This window comes from Pseudomonas sp. TWI628 (assembly GCF_039673865.1).
In the GTDB taxonomy this organism is placed as follows: Bacteria; Pseudomonadota; Gammaproteobacteria; order Pseudomonadales; family Pseudomonadaceae; genus Aquipseudomonas.
Map to the genome: position 1 here is coordinate 52,607 of NZ_JBDJMM010000030.1, position 19,121 is coordinate 71,727.

The window sequence follows — 19,121 nt, forward strand, 5'->3', positions numbered from 1 at the left end:
AGCAGATTGGCTTTCTTGCAGCTTGCAGCTCGAGACTTGCAGCTGTTCTTCAGTGAATGACCCAGCTCATCACCCACAGCCCCAGCACCAGCCAGATGATCCCGAGGATGATCGAGGCACGCATGAAGGCGCGGAAGGCCGAATACAGCAGCATCAGGCCGATGATCAGGGCGAGGATGCTGAGCAGCGAGGTGTCCATGCCCAGCGTGCGTGCCAGGCCATCGATGAAATTGCCCCCGGCGTTGGCCAGCAGGTTGAACAGGCCGCTCAAGGCGTCGACGATGAAGCGGATCAATGACCCCAGTGCCTGGCCAAGCCACTCGAAAAAACCTTCTACATGCATAGTTGCTTCCTGATGAACGAATCGGCACGTTTGCCGCTCCCAAGCCTTTGGCCATTACCTGGCCAGGTCGGTTCCCGATGCCAAGCTTAGCGCGGCCACGTAGCCGAGCGGGAAGGCTTGTGCGTGCTGCCGCGGTCAGCATCCTGATACTGCTCGGCCTGTTGTGGCTGGCCGACCGCATCTGGCCGCTGCCGTTGCCGGGCAATGACCTGGCACGGGTGGTGCTGGCCGAAGACGGTACACCGTTGTGGCGCTTTGCCGATGCCGATGGCGTGTGGCGCTATCCGGTCAGCCCGGAAGAGGTTTCGCCGCTGTACCTGCAGGCCCTGCTGACCTACGAGGACCGCTGGTTCTACCGCCACCCCGGGGTCAACCCGCTGGCCCTGGCGCGGTCGGCCTGGCTCAACCTGCGCGGTGGGCGGGTAGTGTCTGGCGGCAGCACATTGTCGATGCAGGTTGCACGCCTGCTCGACCCCCATGATCGCACCCTGGCCGGCAAGCTGCGGCAGCTGTGGCGCACTGCGCAGCTGGAGTGGCACCTGTCCAAGCGCGAGATCCTGCAGATCTACCTGAACCGTGCCCCGTTCGGCGGTACCTTGCAGGGTGTGGCAGCGGCCAGTTGGGCTTACCTGGGCAAGTCGCCGCAGCACCTCACCCCCGCCGAGGCCGCATTGTTGGCGGTGCTGCCGCAGGCACCGAGCCGCTTGCGCCCGGACCGCCACCCGGCCCGTGCCCAACGTGCCCGCGACAAGGTGTTGCAGCGCCTGGACGAGTATCAGGTGTGGCCGGCGCAACAGATCAAGGAGGCGGCCGAAGAACCTCTGCTGCTGGCCCCGCGTCAGGAACCCGCGCTGGCGCCCCTGCTGGCGCGGCGGCTGAACACCCCTGACAGCCCGACCTTGATCCGCACCACCCTCGATGCCTCGTTGCAACGGCGCCTGGAGGACCTGCTGCTGGGCTGGCGCGCGCGCCTGCCGGAGCGCACCTCGGCAGCGATCCTGGTGGTCGAGGCGCAGACCATGGCGGTACGCGCTTATCTGGGCTCGATCGACCTCAGCGACGAGCGCCGTTTTGGCCATGTCGACATGGTCCGCTCGTTGCGCTCACCAGGCTCGACGCTCAAGCCGTTTCTTTACGGCCTTGCCATGGATGACGGCCTGATCCACTCCGAATCACTGCTGCAGGATGTGCCACGTCGCTATGGCGACTATCGTCCCGGAAATTTCTCGATGGGTTTCAGCGGCCCGGTCTCCGCCAGTTCGGCGCTGGCGCTATCACTCAACCTGCCAGCGGTGCAATTGCTCGAAGCCTATGGCCCCAAGCGCTTTGCCGCGCAGTTGCGCATGGCTGGCGTGCCTCTGGCGCTGCCGCCTTTGGCCGAGCCCAACCTGGCATTGATTCTGGGCGGTGCCGGCAGCCGCCTGGAGGACCTGGTCGGTGGCTACGCGGCACTGGCCCGGGGCGGTAACAGCGCGCAGGTTCGCCTGCAACCGCAGGATCCGCTGCTGGAGCGCCGGTTGATGTCGCCGGGCGCGGCGTGGATCATTCGGCGCATCCTCAGTGGCCAGGCGCGGCCTGATCGCGACCCGCATGCCGAGCTGGTACAGCGCCCGCAACTGGCCTGGAAGACCGGTACCAGCTATGGCTTTCGCGATGCGTGGTCGATCGGCGTAGGGCCGCGTTACCTGATCGGGGTGTGGATCGGTCGCCCCGATGGCACGCCGGTGCCCGGGCAGTTCGGCCTGGCCTCGGCGGCACCGTTGATGCTGCAGGTGCATGACTTGCTGAGCAACCGCGACAGCCAGCGGGGCATCCGGGTACCGGTGGAACGCGTGCCGGAAAGTGTTGGCGTGGCAGCCATCTGCTGGCCGCTGGGCCAGCCGATGAACCGACAGGACCCGAACTGCCGGCGTCAGCGCTTTGCCTGGACACTCGATGGCACCACACCTCCCACTTTGCAGGCCGCCGACCAGCCCCTCGGCCTGGGGCTGCGCGAGAGCATCTGGGTCAATGCCCAGGGCCTGCGCGTGGACGGCAGTTGTCCAGGCGCCAAAACGCGCGACATCGCCTTGTGGCCGGCACCGCTGGAGCCTTGGTTGCCACGCGTCGAGCGGCGTGCGGCGCGGCTGCCGGCGGTGGACCCGAGCTGCCCGCCACAGGTGCCGGCCAGCGCGCCACCGCTGTCCATCGTGGGCGTGCGTCCCGGCGATAACCTGCAGCGCCCGGCCACCAGCAGCGAACCCTTGCAGCTGCACGTCTCTGCCCTCGGCGGTGGCGGGCGGCGCTGGTGGTTCCTCAACGGCCAGCCGCTGGGCGAAAGCGAAGGGCAGGGCAGCGTGCTGGTACGTTTCGACCAGGCCGGGCAGTTTGAGCTGAGTGCCCTGGATGAAAGCGGAGAAACAGCACGGGTGGCGTTCCAGGTCACCGAGTAGGGGTTCGACGTTTACCGGGGCAACACCTACGCTTCAACGTGACGGGTGAGGCCGGCGACGCCCCGGTACCCAAGGGATTGTGGAGCGTCCTATGCGTCTTCTGCTGATGCCCCTGTTGCTGTCGCCCTGGGCCTGCCTGGTGATTGCCGAGCCCTTGCCAGTGTTGCTCGACGGCCATGAATACGAGCGTCGCCTGCCCAGCGCGAACCTGCCAATCGAGGCCTATCGCCCACGTGCTCCGAACCTGCACCTGGCACCGCCCACGGCCGCGACCGACACGCTGCGCCTGGCGACCCGCTTCGTGCTGCACAAGGTGCGCTTCGAAGGCGGAACGGTCTACCCGCTGAGCGAGTTGCGCGAGCATTACCAGCCCTTGATCGGCCGCGAAGTGAGTGTTGGCGAGCTGCAGCAGTTCACCGAACGCCTGACACAGCGCTACCAGCGCGACGGCTATCTGCTGTCGCAGGCTTATCTGCCCGACCAGGACTTTGCCGATGGCCGCGTGCATGTCGTGTTGGTCGAGGGCTATGTTCACGACGTGAAGCGTAACGGGGACATCGGGCCCGCTGGTACGTATCTCGACCAGTTGCTGCAGCGCTTGCAGGCAGAGCGCCCGTTGACTCAGGCGACGCTCGACCGCTTCCTCGGCCTGGCCCAGCGGATACCGGGTGTGACGCTGCTGGCAGATTTGACCCAGGCCGAGCAAAGCGAGGGCGCCGCGCAGCTTACCGTGCATGCCTCGCGCAAGCCCTTCGATGCGGCAGTGGCGTTCAGTGATGGCAGCCGCGATGGCCCGCAGGGGTTGTTCAAGGTCACCAGCAATGCCCAGACCCGTTTTGCCGAGCAACTGACGGCCAGCGTGCTGCTGCCGCCGGGTGACGACCACAGCCATTACCAGCGCCTTGATTACAGCCAGCACCTGGATGCACAAGGCAGCCAGTTGCTGCTTTCGGCGGCTCGCTACCGCAGCGAGCCGCAAACACCTGTGCGCCTGGAGCATGGTGCGCAGTTTTTCCAGAAGATAGAAAGCGAGCGTTATGCAATCGGGCTTGGCCAGCCGGTGATCGTCACGGCGGATGAATGGCTGGCGGTGACCGGGCATGTCTATTCGGTCAGTGAGCATGCCGAAGACCTCACTGGCGGCCTGGGGCGCAATGACACCTATGTGCGCGCGCTGTCGTTCGAGGGCGATTGGCGCAAGGTCGAGGCCGGGCGCTTTCGCATGGTCAGCGGCGGGGTGTATCAGGGGCTGGATTACCTGGGCGCACGCAGTGATGCGGACTACGACATGGACTTCCTGCGCTTTCGCGTGGCCGGGTTGCAGAGCGACCAGCTGTTCCCGCGTTGGCAGGGCGTGGTGTCAGGCGCCATGTACTGGACCGATGACCGGTTGCCCGACAGTGAGCGTGCCGTGTTTGGCGGGCAGAACTTCGGCCATGGCTACCCTCAGGACCAGGCAGCGGGGGACAAGGGCTGGGGCGTGGCCTACGAGCTCAACTACAGCATCCAGCCTGGCGCTGGCTGGTTGCGGCTGGTGCAGCCGTATGCGCTGCTGGATGCTGCGCAGGCCTGGTACAACGGCGGACCATTCGAAGATACCCGGATGCGCTCGGCGGCGTTGGGTGTGCGGCTTGGCGATGGGCGGTACGGCAATGTGGCCCTGGAGGTGGCCAAGCCACTGGCGGATGTGGCGTTGGACAGCATGAGCCGTGAAGCTCGCCTGGTTATCAACTTCAGTTTTCGGCTATAGCTACCCCACTTGCTTGGACGGCGCAGTTTTTGGGAAAAGTCCTACGAGCTAAAGCGGTTGGGGTCTGATTGTCTCTGGATCGGCTACCCCCCTAACCTTTGGGCAAAGGTGAAAGAGCTCTTTGCGTGATGCACATGCTTGAGTTTTCGTTTATTTCGATTAGCATCGAGGGTGACCCGCATGACGCATGAGAGCGTGATCATGAGCATTTCTTCAAGAACCGACTTTCCAGAAGCCCGCGAGATCGCTGCGGCGCTTCAAGGGCAAAGAGACTTGGCAGCTTATCTGTGCACCCAGGCAGAGATGCAGCGGATCCAGATCTATGACGCCTCCAGCCAGGCGCATACGGTTGAACTGCCAACCAGCGCATTGCGTCTGCTGGTCGATATCCTGGGTGAGCTGGCGCAAGGCAATTCGGTACGTGTAGTGCCTGTGCATGCGGAGCTGACTACCCAGGAAGCGGCTGACATCATCAATGTTTCGCGACCACACCTGGTCAAGTTGCTGGAGGAGGGGGCTCTGCCCTTTCACAAGGCAGGGCGACATCGCCGGGTTCTGTTTTCCGATCTGATGGACTTCAAGCAACGGCGTGATGCGGCCAGCCACAAGGCGCTGGATGAACTCGCGGCGCTCTCGGAGGAGCTGGGGCAGGGCTACTGATGCGCGAAGCTGCATTCACTGCCATCTGTGATGCTTGCGTGCTGTACCCGGCTCCGCTACGCGACTTGTTGCTGAGGCTTGGAGGAAAGGGGCTCTACCGGGCTCGATGGACACGCGAAATTGATGAAGAGTGGAAACGCAACCTGCTCACCAATCGAAAGGATCTGACGCGTGATCAATTAGACCGGCTCTCAGGACTGATGGAGGCCGCGATTCCCGATGCTTTGGTATCAGGTTATGAATACCTTGGAGAGTCGCTGGCGCTGCCGGACCCGGATGATATTCATGTACTTGCAGCCGCAATCGCGTGCAATGCGCAGGTCATCGTCACATACAACCTGAGAGACTTTCCTTTATCAGTACTGCGGGATTTTTCAGTAACAGCCCTGCATCCGGACGAATTCATCATGGAGCTGTGGAACCAGAACCAGGCTGGCGTCCTTGAGGCTGCAGCGGATATGCGACGTAGCCTGAAACGTTCGCGCTTCACTGCTGACGAGTTCGTCGAGTGTATTCTCAGGCAGGGCTTACCCATGACGGCAAATGCCCTGCGTGACTACTCGTTGCTGATTTGAGCTGTTACCTAATGTGTTGTGAACCGCTGATGCACGGGTGAAGAACTCGGCGTTAACGCCAACGCCAACTGAGTGCGGTTGTGCATGTGTGTCAAACGCAACACCTGCGACACATACAGCTTCACGGTGTTCTCGGTGATCCCCAGTTCACAGGCGATCTGGTAGTTGGTCTTGCCCTTGCTCACCAGCCGGGCGACCTCCAGTTGCCGCGGAGACAGCTTCTCGAACGCCGCCGGGAGTTCGCCTTCAACCTCTTCGGTGGCATCGGTGGCGCGGCGGTGAACGCCCTGGCCGCGGGCCTTTTCCAGGTCCTGATAGAGCTCGTCGATGGAGCCGGCCAGGTCCTGCAGGCGCTGATTGAGGTTACCCAGGTCCTGGAGGTTGGATTTGCGCTCAAGCAGCACTTGCTCCTGGCGGCGCACCCCCTCGAGCAGTTCGTCGAAGTCTATGGGCTTCTGGTAATAATCGGCGAAACCTTCACGCAGCGCGCGGATCACGTCCTGTTTGTCGGCGCGCCCGGTGAGCATGATCGCTTCGAACATGCGCTGGCGCCCGGCAATCTCTTTCAGTGAATGCATCAGCTCGATGCCATCGCGATTGGGCATGTGCAGGTCGCACAACACCAGGCCTATCGCTTCGTCGGCATTGAAGCGTTCGATGGCTTCGTCGGTGGAGTGCGCCGCAACGCAAGGATGGCCCTGGGATACGAGGAATTCACACAATTGTTCGACGATCAGCGGCTGATCATCCACCACCAGAACCTTCACCTCACTCAATGACTTGGTCACGATCAACTCCCTGTTCGTTAATGACCCTGCTCCTGGGCCAGACGCACTGGCAGCTTAAAAATAGACGCTGCCTGCGATTTTGTACAAGTCTTGTACAAGTGTTCGGACCATGGAAGTGGTCATTGGATCCATACGGCAGTCAGTAAAAAACCTGCCAGCACGTAAGGCACGAAGGCTTGTTTGTCGCCCATTTCTTCAGTCAGTGTGGCCAGGCGCTTCTTCACCTTGGGGTTGAGCAGCGTCCACAGGCGCCTGCGGGTCAGCAACCAAAGCACCACGCTGACCCCGGCACCGATGAAGGTACCGAGCACGTATTGCGGGCTGGTCGCCAGGGCCAGGGCGCCCATCAGCTTGACGTCGTCGGCACCGAAGCGGCCGAGCATGTAGCCTGGCAGCGTCAGCAGCATGACGATGGCCAGGGCCCAGCCAGCGTCACTGGCATCGGCACCGATCCACGTGTGCCCCGTGGCGAACAGCCAGACCAGAGCGCCCGCAGCGAAACCGAGGGTCAGCATGTTGGCGATCTGGCGTTCGCGGATATCTTGTTCAGTGCACAAGGCAAGCCACATCAGAAGGACAATGCTTTGCATCGGCAGGCCGCCTTTCCCATTCGTTGAACACGTCTACCCGGTCAGTCAGGTTTCCTAATCAGGGTAGACGCGATCTGACGAACGGGCATGGCCGGGTGGCAAAAAGGTCGGCACGGAAGCGGCCTGATGTCGTAATCAGGCCGCTTCCTGAGCGGCAGGGTTTATTTCACCCGGCCCGGTGGGTAGTTGCCGAGCACCTGGGCAACGGTCTTCTGGATGGCACTGTTACGCTCGTCGGGGCTAGGCGGGTAGTTGTTCATGATCTGTTCGGCACTGCCGCGCCAGACCAGCTTGCCGTCATGGCCATCGAACAGGTCGATCTGGATGGTTGCCACCTTGTAGTCGACGCTACGGGTTTCGTTATACATCGGCCCGCCCCAGTACCCGTTCCAGTAGCCGCCCCAGGCCCCGCCATAGTTAGTGGTGATCTGTTGCTGGCGTTGTTCGACGATCAGGTAGGCGCGCACGCTCAGGTCAGGCCTGGCATTGCCCTGGGCCGGGCGCAGGCCGCGCTGGTCGAGCTGGTCGGCGACCGCCGCGCGGATGCGTTGCTCGGTCAGGTCGCTCTTGATGCGCGGGTCATCCGGGCGATATTGCAGGCCCGGCTCCTGCCATGCCCAGCTGCGATAAGCGGCGAAATCGCGGCTGGCGTCGAAATCCTGCTGAACGTTGTTGCTCGAGCAGGCGGCGAGCAGCAGCGCGAATGACAGTAGAACGAGGCGGCGCAACATGATGGTTCTCCGTTAGGCATTAACTGGGAGGATAGCCGCTGAGCGCCTTGTGAATAGATTCGCGCAGGGCGGTCTCGCGATCGCGCGGCGAGCCTTTGTCGCTGCCAGTTTCAGCGCTGGCGCTCCACACCGGCTGGCCGTTGCGGGCATCGAACAGGTCGATGCGCACCACCATCACCTCCACTTCGTAGGTGCGTACGATCGGCACGCTGCCGTAGGCACCGTAACCGTTGCGGTAGCCGCCGAAGCCGACACCGCCGTAGGGGTACGGGCCGTAATAGGGGTCGTAAGTGTCATAGTCACGCACCTGGCGCAGGCGTCGTTCCAGGCGCATGTCGGCGCTCACCAGCAGGTCGCCGGTGGCGCCCCGGGCAGGGCGCAGGCCATGTTGGTCGAGGGCGCCACTGACGGCATCGGCAATTTGTGCGGGGTCTGCGTCGGCATTGCCGCTGGGCAGCTGGCCGTCGCGCCAGCTCCAGCTACGGTAGTGCCCATAGTCGCGCGGTGGTGCCGGGTAGGCACTGGCGTCGAAGGTCTTGGCCGCTTGCGCAGGGGCTGGCGGCAGCGGGCGGCTGCTGGCCACATAGGGGTTGCTGGCCTGGCAGGCGGCCAGGGTGAGCGGCAGCAGGGCCAGGCACAACAGACGGTACGGCATGTATCCCTCCCGGAGGGGCGCAGTCAGCGGGGGCGGCACATCCAGTGCAGGTAGCGGCCGAGCCCGGCGAAGCTTGGGTGACGGCGGTGGGCCAGTTCCATTTCCAGCAGGTCGAGCAGCTCGGCCTTGTCCTGGAACTCCTTGGGCATGTAGTCATGGAAGACGCGCACGCCACTTTCGCTTTCGACTTGCCACATCACTTCAAGTTGCGCTTTGAGTTCCCGTGGATCAAGCGGTTTTTGCGGGGTCAGGCTCTGCTTTTCGCCTTCCAGGCGGTTGCTGCGCAACTTGCGGAAATGGCCCTTGAGCAAGTTGCGATAGACCAGCGCGTCGCGGTTGTAGAACGCCAGCGACAGCCAGCCACCTGGGGCAGCCAGCTGATGCAGTACCGGCAGGATGCTTTGCGGTTCGGCCAGCCATTCCAGCACGGCGTGGCACAGCACCAGGTCATAAGGCTCGGTAAGCTGGCCAAGCAGCTCTTGCCAGGGCGCCTGGATGAAGGTTGCCGATTGGCCCGCTTCTGCGAAGCGCGCCCGGGCACCCTCGAGCATGGGGGCGGCAGGTTCGGCCAGCGTTACATCGTGCCCGCGCTGGGCCAGCCACAAGGCCATGTGGCCCAGGCCGGCGCCGATGTCGAGCACCCGCAGTGGCCGATCGGGGAGGGTGTCGGCCAGGTCGGCCTGGAGCACGGCCAGGCGGATCGCACCCTTGGCGCCACCGTAGATTTTTTCGGCGAAGCGTGTGGCCAGTTCATCGAAGTGACGGTCGTTCATCGCGCGAAACGCCTCTCGCTGTCGGCCAGCTTGGCGCGCACCACCTGCTCCATGTCCAGGCCCAGCTCGCTGCACAGCAGCAACAGATAGAGGACCACGTCGCCGACCTCCTGGCCGGCGTGGGCCAGCTGATCCGCGGGCAGCTGGCGCGATTGGTCCTCGCTCAGCCACTGGAAGATTTCCACCAGCTCGGCCATCTCGACGCTGGCGGCCATGGCCAGGTTCTTCGGGCTGTGGAAGCCGCGCCAATCATTGTTGTCGCGGATCTGGTGCAGGCGTTCGGTGAGTTCTTGCAGGTTCATCGGGGTCTGGGTCTCCTAATGCTGCATAGCTTCGGCGCAGGCCCGATGCAAAGCAAGTGCAATCAGGGCGCTAGAGCACGGCCCAGCGCCCGACCATGTGCAGCAATCCACCCTGCCCGTCCAGCCGCAATTCACCCGCCGGCCCCGCTTCGCTGGCACTCAGGACAACCTCCGACGGCAAGCGCACCGGCTTGCGGAACCCCACCTCGAAGCGATAGCCGCTGTTTGGCATGTGCGTACGCAAGGCCGCCAACGCCATGGCATTGCTCCACATGCCGTGGGCGATGGCCTTGGGGAAGCCGAACAGGCGTGCGCTGGCGGCACTCAGGTGAATCGGGTTGTAGTCGCCACAGACCTTGGCGTAGCGCCGGCCGATATCACCGTCGGCGTACCAGCGGGTGACCTCCGCCAGGGCGCCGGGCTCGTTCGCTTCGCCATCGTCCAACTGGCCATCCAGCTTCAGGCCACGCACCAACATGCGGCTGGTTTCACGCCAGAGCAGGCCAAGGCCATCCTCGGCTTCGGTGACCAGGTCAAAAGTGCCACCCTTGGCGTGCGCCTGAAGGTTGTCGGCGTACACCGCAAAGCGCAGCTCGTCGATGCCACCCAGCGGGCGGAGCACGTCGATGCGGTTATGCAGGTGCACCAGCCCGAGCAGCGGGAAGGGGAAGTCGTGGGCAGTCAGCAGTTGCAGTTGCAGGGTGAAGGCCATCACGTGTGGATAAGTGCCCGGCAAGCGGCCATCGTCGGTGAAGTGGCAGAGCCGGCGATAGGCTGCCAGGTTGTCGGGCTGCACGCGCAAGACGCTGCGCAGGCCGCTGGTGGGCAGGGTATCGCCGCTGATCTTGCGTTTGCTGGCGGCGCGCAGGTACAGGCTGGCGCGTGAGTCCGGGCTGTGCAGGTCTTGCCATTGGCGGCTCATGTTCAGGCCCCCATCAATGCCTGGCCGCAGACGCGCAGCACTTGGCCGTTGACCGCGCCGGAGCCCGGCTGGCTGAGCCAGGCGATGGCTTCGGCGACATCCTGCGGGCGCCCGCCCTGGCCCAGTGAGCTCAGGCGCCGGCCGGCCTCGCGCAGGCCGATGGGCATGGCGGCGGTCATGTGCGTTTCGATGAAGCCGGGCGCCACGGCATTGATACTGCCGCCGCGCTCGGCAAGCTTCGCCGCCCAGGCCTCGGCGAAGCCGATCAGGCCGGCCTTGCTCGCGGCATAGTTGGCCTGGCCACGGTTGCCGGCAATGCCGCTGACCGACGCCAGCAGGGTAATACGTGCGTGGTCGCCCAGCGCGCCGCCGTCATACAGGGCCTGAGTCAGCACCTGGGGGGCCTTGAGGTTGACTGCCAGCACCGCGTCCCAGTATTCCGGGGTCATGTTGGCCAGGGTCTTGTCGCGGGTGATGCCGGCGTTGTGCACGACAATGTCGATGCCGTCGGGCAGGGCTTCGAGCAGTTTCGCGGCGGCATCGCTGGCGCAGATGTCCAAGCCCAGGGCCTTGCCACCCAGGCGTGCGGCGAGGGCATCGAGTTCCTGCTGGGCCTGGGGTACGTCGAGCAGCATCACTTCGGCGCCATCACGCGCGAGGGTTTCGGCAATGGCGGCGCCGATACCGCGTGCGGCGCCAGTGACCAGGGCGCGACGGCCACCGAGCGGGCGGGTCCAGTCTTCGACCTGGGTGGCACAGGCCTGCAGGCGCAGGACCTGGCCGGAAACAAAGGCACTTTTGGGGGACAGGAAGAAGCGCAAGGCGCCTTCGAGCTGATCGTCTGCACCCGCGCCCACATACAACAACTGCGCGGTGGCGCCATTACGCAGCTCTTTGGCCAGCGAACGGCTGAAGCCTTCCAGGGCGCGCTGAGCGACGCTGGCGAGCGGGTCGTCGAGGGATTCTGGTGTACGCCCGAGGATCACCACGTGGGCACAGGAGGCGAGGCTGCGCAGCAAAGGCTGGAAGAATTCGCGCAACTGCTTCAGCTGGTCGCTGTCGGACAGATGGCTGGCATCGAACACCACGGCCTTGAGCTTCGGCCCCAGGCCGGCGACCCAGGCGGGCGCCTGCAGGCCGTCACCATTGAAGCTGTACAGCGCTTCGGTCAGGCGCGGGGCGATGGCCTCGACCTGGTTCGCCAGTGGCCCGCCGCCCAGCACCAGCGCGCCCTCCACCGGGCGCAGGCGGCCTGCCTGCCAGCGCTCCAGCGGCGCCGGGCGCGGCAGGCCAAAGGTGTCGACGAGGCGGCGCCCGAGGTTGGAGTTGGCAAAGCCGAGATAGCGATCGCTCATGTGCGGGTCTCCCTGAAGGCAAGCTTGCAAGTGTGGACCAACTTTGTGGCAAGGTCGTTCGAATGCGGTAAAAACACCTAGGCTGTACGGATCAAATGGTTTCAGGAGGAACAAGCGCATGCGTTCAACTCGCCGGGTCGCGATCCTGGGCGGCAATCGTATTCCCTTCGCCCGCTCCAACGGCGCCTACGCCACCGCCAGCAACCAGGCGATGCTGACTGCAGCGCTGGAAGGCCTGATCGAGCGTTATCGCCTGCACGGGCTGCGCCTGGGTGAAGTGGTGGCAGGGGCAGTGCTCAAGCACTCGCGGGACATGAGCCTGGCCCGCGAATGCGTGCTCGGCTCGCGCCTGGCGCCGCAGACGCCGGCCTACGACATTCAGCAGGCCTGTGGTACCGGGCTGGAAGCGGCGCTGCTGGTGGCCAACAAGATTGCCCTCGGGCAGATCGACTGTGGCATCGCCGGTGGCGTGGACACCACGTCCGATGCCCCCATCGGCGTTAACGAAGGGCTGCGGCGCATCCTCTTGCAGGCCAATCGCGGCAAAACCTTGGCGGAGCGGCTCAAACCGTTCCTGCAATTGCGCCCAAGCCACCTGAAACCCGATCTGCCGCGCAATGGCGAACCCCGCACCGGGCTGTCGATGGGCGAACATTGCGAACGCATGGCGCAAACCTGGGGGATTGACCGCGCCGAGCAGGACGCGCTGACGCTGCACAGTCACCAGCAACTGGCGGCCTCCTACAGCGAGGGCTGGCAGAATGACCTGCTGACGCCCTTCCTGGGCCTCAGCCGCGACAACAACCTGCGCACTGACCTGACCCTGGAGCAACTGGCCAGGCTTCAGCCGTCATTCGACCGCAGCGGCCTGGGCACCTTGACGCCGGGCAACTCCACACCATTGACCGATGGCGCCTCGATGGTGCTGCTTGGCAGCGAGCAATGGGCACAGCAGCAGGGCCTGCCGGTGCTGGCTTACCTGGTCGATGGCGAAACCGCCGCTGTGGATTTCGTCAGCGGCCGCGAGGGGCTGCTGATGGCGCCGGTGTACGCAGTGCCACGCCTGTTGGCGCGCAATGGCCTGACCTTGCAGGACTTCGACTACTACGAAATCCACGAAGCCTTCGCGGCACAGGTGTTATGCACCTTGAAAGCCTGGGAAGATGCCGAATATTGCCGGGAGAAGCTGGGGCTTGAGGCACCGCTGGGTGCCATCGATCGCAGCAAGCTCAACGTCAAAGGCAGCTCGTTGGCGGCAGGGCACCCATTCGCCGCCACCGGTGGGCGGATATTGGCAAACCTGGCGAAGTTGCTGGCCACGGCAGGGAAAGGACGTGGCTTGATCTCCATCTGTGCAGCGGGTGGGCAAGGGGTGACGGTGATCGTCGAGCGCTAACGAAGGGCGGTAGCGATCTCTGTTAGGCTTGTCTGTTCAGAACTACAAGAATTCGCTATGCAGACGATCGGACACCCCCGTGCCATTCCAGCCCTGGACCAGTTACCCAGGCCACTGTATGCCCGCGCCGAAAGCCTCGGCGCCGGCTCTTGGACGACTCGCCACAGCCACGACTGGGTGCAGTTTTCCTACGCCATCAGTGGCGTATTGGGGGTGTATACCGACGATGGCAGCTACTTCGCCCCGCCACAGTGGGGCGTGTGGATTCCGGCTGATGCCGAACATGAAGTGGTCACCTCCGGGCAGGCCGAAATGCGCAGCCTGTATATCCGCCGTGATGCCTGCCCATGGGCGCCGGCGCAATGTCGGGTCCTGGAGGTGACAGCGCTGGCGCGGGAGCTGATCAAGCAGTTCTGCCTGTTCCCGGCTGAATATGCCGAGGGTGACAGTGTCGAAGGGCGCCTGGTGGCCGTGTTGCTCGATCAGTTGCGGACCTTGCCTGAAGTGGGTTTTTCGCTGCCGCTGCCGCGGCATCCGGGGCTGTTGGCGTTGTGCAACGGGCTGATTGCCGCGCCGGACCAGGTCCAGACGTTGCAGCAGTGGGCGGTGCAGTTGGGGTGTTCGGAGAAGACCTTGATGCGGCTGTTCCAGCGCGAGACCGGGTTGAGCTTTCGCAACTGGCGCCAGCGGATGCGGTTGCTGTCGTCGCTGGCCTTGCTGGAGGCGGGGGAGAGTGTGACCGAGGCGGCGTTGGGCTGTGGGTATGATTCGACTTCGGCCTACATTGCAGCCTTCAAGCAGCTGTTCGGCGCGACCCCCGGGGAACTGAAGCTTTGAGGTTGCCTGTTCTGGCCCTATCGCCGGCTTGCCGGCGATAGGGCCAGAACAGGCTGCCGATCAGGTGCGGAAGCGACGCACCAGCGAATCCAGTTCATTGGACAGCCCGGCCAGGCTCTCGGAGTCCTGGCGCGCCGCCTGGGCCAGTTCCGCCACCAACTGCGCATCGCCATGAATCTGGCTGATATGGCGGTTGATGTCCTCGGCCACCTGATGCTGTTCTTCCGCCGCCGTGGCGATCTGCGTGTTCATGTCGCGGATGATGTCCACCGACTCGCGGATCTGCCCGAAGCTGTCACGGGCCAGGCCAATGCGGCTGACAGACTGCTGCGACACTTCCAGGCTGGCATGCATCTGCTCGGCCACTTCGGCGGTGCGGCTGGCCAGGTTGCCCAGCAAACCGTCGATTTCGGCCGTGGAGTCGGCGGTGCGCTTGGCCAGTGCCCGCACCTCGTCGGCCACCACGGCAAAGCCACGGCCTTGTTCGCCGGCCCGGGCCGCCTCGATGGCTGCGTTGAGTGCCAGCAGGTTGGTCTGTTCGGCAATCGAGCGGATGGTGCCGAGAATCGACTGGATGGCGTTGCTGTCGCGCTCCAGTTGCTGGATTGACTGGGCCGACTGCTCAATCTCCTGGCTCAGGCGGTCGACGCTGCTGACTGCTGCGTCGATCTGTTGCTGGCCTTCGCGGGCTTGCTGCTGGCCACTGTCGGCCGATTGCGCAGCCTGGCTGCAGGAGCGGGCGACTTCGTTGGCGGTGGCGACCATTTCGTGGAACGCGGTGGAGACCATGTCCACCGCTTCACGCTGGCGCCCGGCAGCCTCGGCCATGTCGCTGGAGACCCGGGTGGAGCTGCTGGAGGTGCTGAGGATCTTGCTGGCGGCCGAACCGATATGCTGGATCAGGCTGCGGATGGCGCCCAGGAACTGGTTGAACCAGTTGGCCAGTTGCGCGGTTTCGTCGCGCCCGCGCACGTCCAGATTACGGGTCAGGTCGCCTTCGCCCTGGGCAATGTCTTCCAGGCCGCTGGTGACGCTGTTGATCGGGCGCACGATGAGTTTGGCGAAGGCGGCGCCGACCACGGCGAACAGTGCCGCCAGTACCAGTGCGATGGCGCCGATCAGCCAGGTCAGGCGGGTGGTGGTCTGCATCACTTCGCCTTGCTGGATCAGGCCGATGAAGGTCCAGCCCAGCTTCTCGTCAGGGTAGACGTTGGCCATGTAGCGCTCGCCGTTGATCTCGACCTCGACCAGGCCCTTGCCGGCCTTGGCCAGTTCGGCGTATCCGTCGCCGAAGCTGGCCAGTTGCTTGAAGTTGTGGCTGGCATCGCGTGGGTCGACCATCACGTTGCCGTTGTTTTCCACCAGCATCAGGTAGCCGCTTTCGCCCAGCTTGATCTGCTTGACGATCTCGGTCAGGCCCTTGAGCGACACGTCGATGTTGACCACGCCACCGGGGTTGCCGAGCTGGTTGGCGACGGCGCGCACGGTGCTGATCAGCACGGCATCGTCGGCAGCCCAGTAATAGGCGCCAGTGCGCACCGTCTTGCCCGGGTTGGCCATGGCCAGCTGGTACCAGGGACGCGGGCGCGGGTCATAGTTGACGAACTTCTGCCCGCCCGGCCAGCCGACATAGCCACCGTCATTCACCCCGTAGGCTACGTAGGCGTAGCCTGGGTGGGTTTCTGCCAGGCGAGTGAAAAATTCCAGCAGTTGCTTGTCCTGATCGCCCAGTTCGTAGGACGGGTTGGCGCTCATGAACTTGTTCAGGTTGTTGCCCGTGGCCGCCACCATCGGTTGGGAGGCCAGGTAGTCGACGTTCTGGTCGATGCCCTGGAAGAAGATGTTCATCGCGTTGCTGACCTGGCGGATTTCCCGGCTGCTGCTGTCGAGGAAACCGTCACGGGCTTCGCCGCGCAGGTTGATCACCACCAAGGTGGCCACGAGGACGATGGGCAAGCCCGCGATAATCGCGAAGGCCCATGTCAGTTTCTGTTTGATGTTCATCGACGCTCCCGGGGTTTGTTTTTTTGCACGCGAGGCAGGTAGCAACTACATCGGCAGCATCCGGGGATTTTTTAGTGAAAGTGCCCGTATTTGTTGGGCAAAGTCGCATTTGGCGACTATTCGGTCGGCATTGGGCTAATATGGCATACCAAAAGTTTGCGGCGTACTGATGTCAGCACGCCGCAGGCTTTCAATGGCAGCATCCTGCGCCATTGGCCAGGTCTTTCAGAATCGGGCAGTCCGGGCGGTCATCCCCCTGGCAGTGGGCAACCAGATCACCCAGGGTGTCACGCAAGCTCACCAGCTCCTCGATACGCCGATTCAGCTCATCGATATGCTGCATGGCCAGCGCCTTGACGTCGGCGCTGGCACGCCCGCGGTCCTGCCACAGGGTCAGCAGCTTGCCCACTTCTTCCAGGGAAAACCCGAGGTCACGGGAGCGCTTGATGAAGGCCAGGCTGTGCAAGTCCTCGGCCTGGTACAAGCGGTAGCCGCTGTCGCTGCGGGTGGCCGGCTTGAGCAGGCCGATGGATTCGTAATAGCGGATCATCTTGGTGCTGAGCCCGCTGCGGCGGGCGGCCTGGCCAATGTTCATCGGGCCTCCTGCGAGGTGTTGGTGGGTTTCCAGGTCTTCAGCCACAAGGCATTGCTGACCACGCTGACGCTGGACAGCGCCATGGCGGCGCCGGCCAGTACCGGGTTGAGATAGCCCAGCGCGGCCAGGGGAATGCCGATCAGGTTATAGATGAAGGCCCAGAACAGGTTCTGGCGGATTTTCGCATAAGTCTTGCGGCTGATTTCCAGCGCGGCGGGCACCAGGCGCGGGTCGCCGCGCATCAGGGTGATGCCGGCAGCCTGCATGGCCACGTCGGTGCCACCGCCCATGGCGATGCCGATGTCGGCAGCGGCCAGGGCCGGGGCATCGTTGATGCCGTCGCCGACCATCGCTACCACGCCGCTCTTTTTCAGGGCGGCCACGGTGGCGGCCTTGTCGGCCGGCAATACTTCGGCGTACACGTCGTCGATGCCGAGGGCATCGGCCACCACCTTGGCGCTGCCGCGGTTGTCGCCGGTCAGCAGGTGGCTGCTGATGTGGCGGGCGTGCAGGGCGGCGATGGCCTGCCCGGCACCGGGTTTGAGGCTGTCGCCGAAGGCGAACAGGCCGAGTACGCGAGGCGCTGTGCCACGTTCGATGAGCCACGACAGCGTGCGGCCTTCGGCTTCCCAGGCTTGAGCGCTGGCAGCCAGCTCGCCAGGTTGCAGATTGCTTTCATCGAGCAGGCGACGGTTGCCCAGCGCCAGTTCGCGACCTTCCACGCGCCCGGCAATGCCGCGACCGGTGAGTGACTGGCTGTCAGTCACGACGGGTACCTCCAGGCCTTGCTCGGCGCAGGCATCCAGCACCGCCTTGGCCAACGGATGCTCGCTGCCGCGCTGCAGGGCACCGGCTAGGCGATGCAGGTTGGCGCCATTACCGTCCAGTGCCTGGCTGTGGACCACCCGCGGGCTGCCGGAGGTGAGGGTGCCGGTCTTGTCGAATACCACACGATCGACCGCATGGGCACGCTCCAGCGCTTCGGCGTCCTTGATCAGGATGCCGTGGCGGGCAGCGACACCGGTGCCGGCCATGATTGCTGCTGGCGTGGCCAGGCCCAGGGCGCAGGGGCAGGCGATCACCAGCACGGCGACCGCATTGATCAGCGCGGTCTCCAGCGGCGCACCGGCCAGCCACCAGCCAATCAAGGTGAGCAGTGCCAGCACCAGCACGGCGGGCACGAATACCTGGCTGACCCGATCGACCAGCTTCTGGATCGGCGCCTTGGCCGCTTGTGCGTCTTCGACCAGGCGGATGATCCGGGCCAGCACGGTTTCCGTACCCAGCGCCTGGGTACGTACCAGCAGCCGGCCTTCGCCGTTGATTGCCCCCCCGGTGACGCTGTCGCCGGGTTGTTTGGCTACCGGCAGGCTTTCGCCGCTGATCAGTGCTTCGTCAGCGTGGCTGCTGCCTTCTTCCACCGTGCCGTCGACCGGGAAGCGTTCGCCAGGCTTGACCAGTACCAGGTCGCCGAGGCGCAGCTGGGCAATCGCCACGTCTTCTTCGCGGCCGTCGATGACGCGCACGGCACGCTCAGGGCGCAGCGCTTCGAGGGCGCGGATGGCGCTGGCGGTCTGGCGCTTGGCCCGGCTTTCGAGGTATTTGCCCAGCAGTACCAGGGCGATGACTACCGCCGAAGCTTCGAAGTAAAGGTGGGGGGCCATTCCGGCTGGGGCCTTGGCCCATTGGTACAGGCTCAGGCCATAACCCGCACTGGTGCCCAGGGCGACCAGCAGGTCCATGTTGCCGGCACCGGCCCGCACGGCTTTGTAGGCGGCTTTGTAGAAGCGTGCGCCGAGCACGAACTGCACCGGGGTGGCCAGCGCGAACTGCACCCAGGCGGGCAGCATCCAGTGCAGGCCGAATGGCTGCACCAGCATCGGCAGCACCAAGGGCAGGGCCAGCAACAGCGCGGCAGCGACGGCCAGGCGTTCGTTGCGCAGGCGCCGTTGCGCAGCCTGCTGATCATCCTTGGCCGCTTGCGGCAGGCTGGCGCTGTAACCGGCTTTTTCGACAGCGGCTATCAGCAGCGCGTCGTCGAGCGCCTGCAGCACTTCAAGGTGAGCACGTTCGCTGGCCAGGTTGACGCTGACCTGTTCGACCCCAGGCAGCTTGCCAAGCGCGCGCTCGACACGGCCGACGCAGCTGGCGCAGGTCATGCCGCCGATCTGCAGTTCCACGGTTCGGGTCGGCACGCCATAGCCGGCGCCACGCACGGCTTCGACCAAGGCTGGCAGGCTGTCGGCCGGGGCCTGGACCCTGGCCTGTTCGGTGGCGAGGTTGACGCTGACCTGATCAGCGCCGCTGACTTTGCGCAGGGCGCGCTCGACACGGCCAGCGCAGCTGGCGCAGGTCATGCCGGAGATCGGCAGGTCGAATGTGGTAGATGCAGGCATGACGCTCCTCCTTGGCA

General features: G+C 64.5%; 18 protein-coding genes. 6 read left to right on the forward strand and 12 right to left on the reverse strand.

All coding sequences use genetic code 11. The features are described from left to right. Positions 1 to 49: 49 nt before the first annotated feature. Positions 50 to 343, reverse strand: coding sequence for a hypothetical protein (locus tag ABE528_RS21705; RefSeq protein ID WP_346654031.1), 294 nt, complete (start codon positions 341 to 343; stop codon positions 50 to 52). A 77-nt stretch (positions 344 to 420) separates the two neighbouring features. On the opposite strand from ABE528_RS21705, the gene pbpC reads away from it, so the two are divergent. From pbpC to ABE528_RS21725, 4 genes are all read left to right on the forward strand, one after another. Next, the gene (pbpC, locus tag ABE528_RS21710; protein ID WP_346654032.1) at positions 421 to 2,775 is read left to right on the forward strand and encodes a peptidoglycan glycosyltransferase PbpC; all 2,355 of its coding nucleotides are present in this window, start codon (positions 421 to 423) and stop codon (positions 2,773 to 2,775) included. A gap of 91 nt (positions 2,776 to 2,866) precedes the next feature. Beyond that, complete coding sequence (locus tag ABE528_RS21715; protein WP_346654033.1) at positions 2,867 to 4,525, forward strand: POTRA domain-containing protein; 1,659 nt, start codon at positions 2,867 to 2,869, stop codon at positions 4,523 to 4,525. A gap of 201 nt (positions 4,526 to 4,726) precedes the next feature. Further along, the gene (locus ABE528_RS21720) at positions 4,727 to 5,185 is read left to right on the forward strand and encodes a helix-turn-helix domain-containing protein (RefSeq protein WP_346654041.1); all 459 of its coding nucleotides are present in this window, start codon (positions 4,727 to 4,729) and stop codon (positions 5,183 to 5,185) included. Then, on the forward strand, positions 5,185 to 5,760 hold the full coding sequence (locus ABE528_RS21725; RefSeq protein ID WP_346654034.1) for a PIN domain-containing protein: 576 nt from the start codon (positions 5,185 to 5,187) through the stop codon (positions 5,758 to 5,760). The genes ABE528_RS21720 and ABE528_RS21725 overlap by 1 nt, the downstream gene beginning before the upstream one ends. An 8-nt stretch (positions 5,761 to 5,768) precedes the next feature. Here the strand turns inward: ABE528_RS21725 and ABE528_RS21730 are convergent, their stop codons facing one another. From ABE528_RS21730 to ABE528_RS21765, 8 genes are all read right to left on the reverse strand, one after another. Next, complete coding sequence (locus ABE528_RS21730; protein ID WP_346654035.1) at positions 5,769 to 6,548, reverse strand: response regulator transcription factor; 780 nt, start codon at positions 6,546 to 6,548, stop codon at positions 5,769 to 5,771. 119 nt (positions 6,549 to 6,667) lie between these two features. Continuing rightward, the gene (locus tag ABE528_RS21735) at positions 6,668 to 7,138 is read right to left on the reverse strand and encodes a prepilin peptidase (RefSeq protein ID WP_103445812.1); all 471 of its coding nucleotides are present in this window, start codon (positions 7,136 to 7,138) and stop codon (positions 6,668 to 6,670) included. 161 nt (positions 7,139 to 7,299) lie between these two features. Next, the gene (locus ABE528_RS21740) at positions 7,300 to 7,869 is read right to left on the reverse strand and encodes a DUF4136 domain-containing protein (protein ID WP_152958316.1); all 570 of its coding nucleotides are present in this window, start codon (positions 7,867 to 7,869) and stop codon (positions 7,300 to 7,302) included. Between the two features lie 19 nt (positions 7,870 to 7,888). Then, on the reverse strand, positions 7,889 to 8,524 hold the full coding sequence (locus ABE528_RS21745; protein WP_152958315.1) for a DUF4136 domain-containing protein: 636 nt from the start codon (positions 8,522 to 8,524) through the stop codon (positions 7,889 to 7,891). A 23-nt stretch (positions 8,525 to 8,547) separates the two neighbouring features. Continuing rightward, positions 8,548 to 9,297 (reverse strand): methyltransferase domain-containing protein, encoded by a 750-nt coding sequence (locus ABE528_RS21750; protein WP_152958314.1) that lies wholly within the window; start codon positions 9,295 to 9,297, stop codon positions 8,548 to 8,550. Continuing rightward, positions 9,294 to 9,599 carry a MazG-like family protein gene (locus tag ABE528_RS21755; RefSeq protein ID WP_027920833.1) on the reverse strand — a complete coding sequence of 102 codons (306 nt, stop codon included), beginning with the start codon at positions 9,597 to 9,599 and terminating at the stop codon, positions 9,294 to 9,296. Before ABE528_RS21755 ends, ABE528_RS21750 begins: the two co-directional genes overlap by 4 nt. A 70-nt stretch (positions 9,600 to 9,669) precedes the next feature. Next, a complete protein-coding gene (locus tag ABE528_RS21760; protein ID WP_152958313.1) occupies positions 9,670 to 10,521 on the reverse strand; it encodes a MaoC/PaaZ C-terminal domain-containing protein in 852 nt (283 codons plus the stop codon). A 2-nt stretch (positions 10,522 to 10,523) separates the two neighbouring features. Further along, entirely contained in the window at positions 10,524 to 11,876 is a 1,353-nt protein-coding gene (locus ABE528_RS21765; protein WP_346654036.1) for a 3-oxoacyl-ACP reductase, read from the reverse strand. 118 nt (positions 11,877 to 11,994) lie between these two features. Here ABE528_RS21765 and ABE528_RS21770 point away from each other — a divergent pair, with 118 nt between their 5' ends. Together ABE528_RS21770 and ABE528_RS21775 are read left to right on the forward strand one after the other, a co-directional pair. Further along, the gene (locus ABE528_RS21770) at positions 11,995 to 13,272 is read left to right on the forward strand and encodes an acetyl-CoA C-acetyltransferase (protein WP_346654037.1); all 1,278 of its coding nucleotides are present in this window, start codon (positions 11,995 to 11,997) and stop codon (positions 13,270 to 13,272) included. A gap of 57 nt (positions 13,273 to 13,329) precedes the next feature. After that, on the forward strand, positions 13,330 to 14,109 hold the full coding sequence (locus tag ABE528_RS21775) for a helix-turn-helix transcriptional regulator (RefSeq protein ID WP_152958310.1): 780 nt from the start codon (positions 13,330 to 13,332) through the stop codon (positions 14,107 to 14,109). A gap of 60 nt (positions 14,110 to 14,169) precedes the next feature. On the opposite strand, the gene ABE528_RS21780 is transcribed toward ABE528_RS21775, so the two are convergent. The 3 genes from ABE528_RS21780 to ABE528_RS21790 form a co-directional block, all read right to left on the reverse strand. Then, a complete protein-coding gene (locus ABE528_RS21780) occupies positions 14,170 to 16,113 on the reverse strand; it encodes a methyl-accepting chemotaxis protein (protein WP_346654038.1) in 1,944 nt (647 codons plus the stop codon). A 190-nt stretch (positions 16,114 to 16,303) separates the two neighbouring features. Continuing rightward, positions 16,304 to 16,708, reverse strand: coding sequence for a Cu(I)-responsive transcriptional regulator (cueR, locus tag ABE528_RS21785; protein WP_110633749.1), 405 nt, complete (start codon positions 16,706 to 16,708; stop codon positions 16,304 to 16,306). After that, a complete protein-coding gene (locus ABE528_RS21790) occupies positions 16,705 to 19,104 on the reverse strand; it encodes a heavy metal translocating P-type ATPase (protein WP_152958308.1) in 2,400 nt (799 codons plus the stop codon). The genes cueR and ABE528_RS21790 overlap by 4 nt, the downstream gene beginning before the upstream one ends. Between the last annotated feature and the right edge of the window lie 17 nt (positions 19,105 to 19,121).

What these genes read in the sequence shown, in the direction of transcription:
- ABE528_RS21705 (WP_346654031.1), bottom strand. Translation starts at nt 343, where the DNA reads ATGCATGTAGAAGGTTTTTTCGAGTGGCTTGGCCAGGCACTGGGGTCA.
- ABE528_RS21780 (WP_346654038.1), bottom strand. Translation starts at nt 16,113, where the DNA reads ATGAACATCAAACAGAAACTGACATGGGCCTTCGCGATTATCGCGGGC.
- ABE528_RS21755 (WP_027920833.1), bottom strand. Translation starts at nt 9,599, where the DNA reads ATGAACCTGCAAGAACTCACCGAACGCCTGCACCAGATCCGCGACAAC.
- ABE528_RS21720 (WP_346654041.1), top strand. Translation starts at nt 4,727, where the DNA reads ATGAGCATTTCTTCAAGAACCGACTTTCCAGAAGCCCGCGAGATCGCT.
- ABE528_RS21745 (WP_152958315.1), bottom strand. Translation starts at nt 8,524, where the DNA reads ATGCCGTACCGTCTGTTGTGCCTGGCCCTGCTGCCGCTCACCCTGGCC.
- ABE528_RS21790 (WP_152958308.1), bottom strand. Translation starts at nt 19,104, where the DNA reads ATGCCTGCATCTACCACATTCGACCTGCCGATCTCCGGCATGACCTGC.
- cueR (WP_110633749.1), bottom strand. Translation starts at nt 16,708, where the DNA reads ATGAACATTGGCCAGGCCGCCCGCCGCAGCGGGCTCAGCACCAAGATG.
- pbpC (WP_346654032.1), top strand. Translation starts at nt 421, where the DNA reads ATGCCAAGCTTAGCGCGGCCACGTAGCCGAGCGGGAAGGCTTGTGCGT.
- ABE528_RS21735 (WP_103445812.1), bottom strand. Translation starts at nt 7,138, where the DNA reads ATGCAAAGCATTGTCCTTCTGATGTGGCTTGCCTTGTGCACTGAACAA.
- ABE528_RS21740 (WP_152958316.1), bottom strand. Translation starts at nt 7,869, where the DNA reads ATGTTGCGCCGCCTCGTTCTACTGTCATTCGCGCTGCTGCTCGCCGCC.
- ABE528_RS21770 (WP_346654037.1), top strand. Translation starts at nt 11,995, where the DNA reads ATGCGTTCAACTCGCCGGGTCGCGATCCTGGGCGGCAATCGTATTCCC.
- ABE528_RS21760 (WP_152958313.1), bottom strand. Translation starts at nt 10,521, where the DNA reads ATGAGCCGCCAATGGCAAGACCTGCACAGCCCGGACTCACGCGCCAGC.
- ABE528_RS21750 (WP_152958314.1), bottom strand. Translation starts at nt 9,297, where the DNA reads ATGAACGACCGTCACTTCGATGAACTGGCCACACGCTTCGCCGAAAAA.
- ABE528_RS21765 (WP_346654036.1), bottom strand. Translation starts at nt 11,876, where the DNA reads ATGAGCGATCGCTATCTCGGCTTTGCCAACTCCAACCTCGGGCGCCGC.
- ABE528_RS21715 (WP_346654033.1), top strand. Translation starts at nt 2,867, where the DNA reads ATGCGTCTTCTGCTGATGCCCCTGTTGCTGTCGCCCTGGGCCTGCCTG.
- ABE528_RS21775 (WP_152958310.1), top strand. Translation starts at nt 13,330, where the DNA reads ATGCAGACGATCGGACACCCCCGTGCCATTCCAGCCCTGGACCAGTTA.
- ABE528_RS21725 (WP_346654034.1), top strand. Translation starts at nt 5,185, where the DNA reads ATGCGCGAAGCTGCATTCACTGCCATCTGTGATGCTTGCGTGCTGTAC.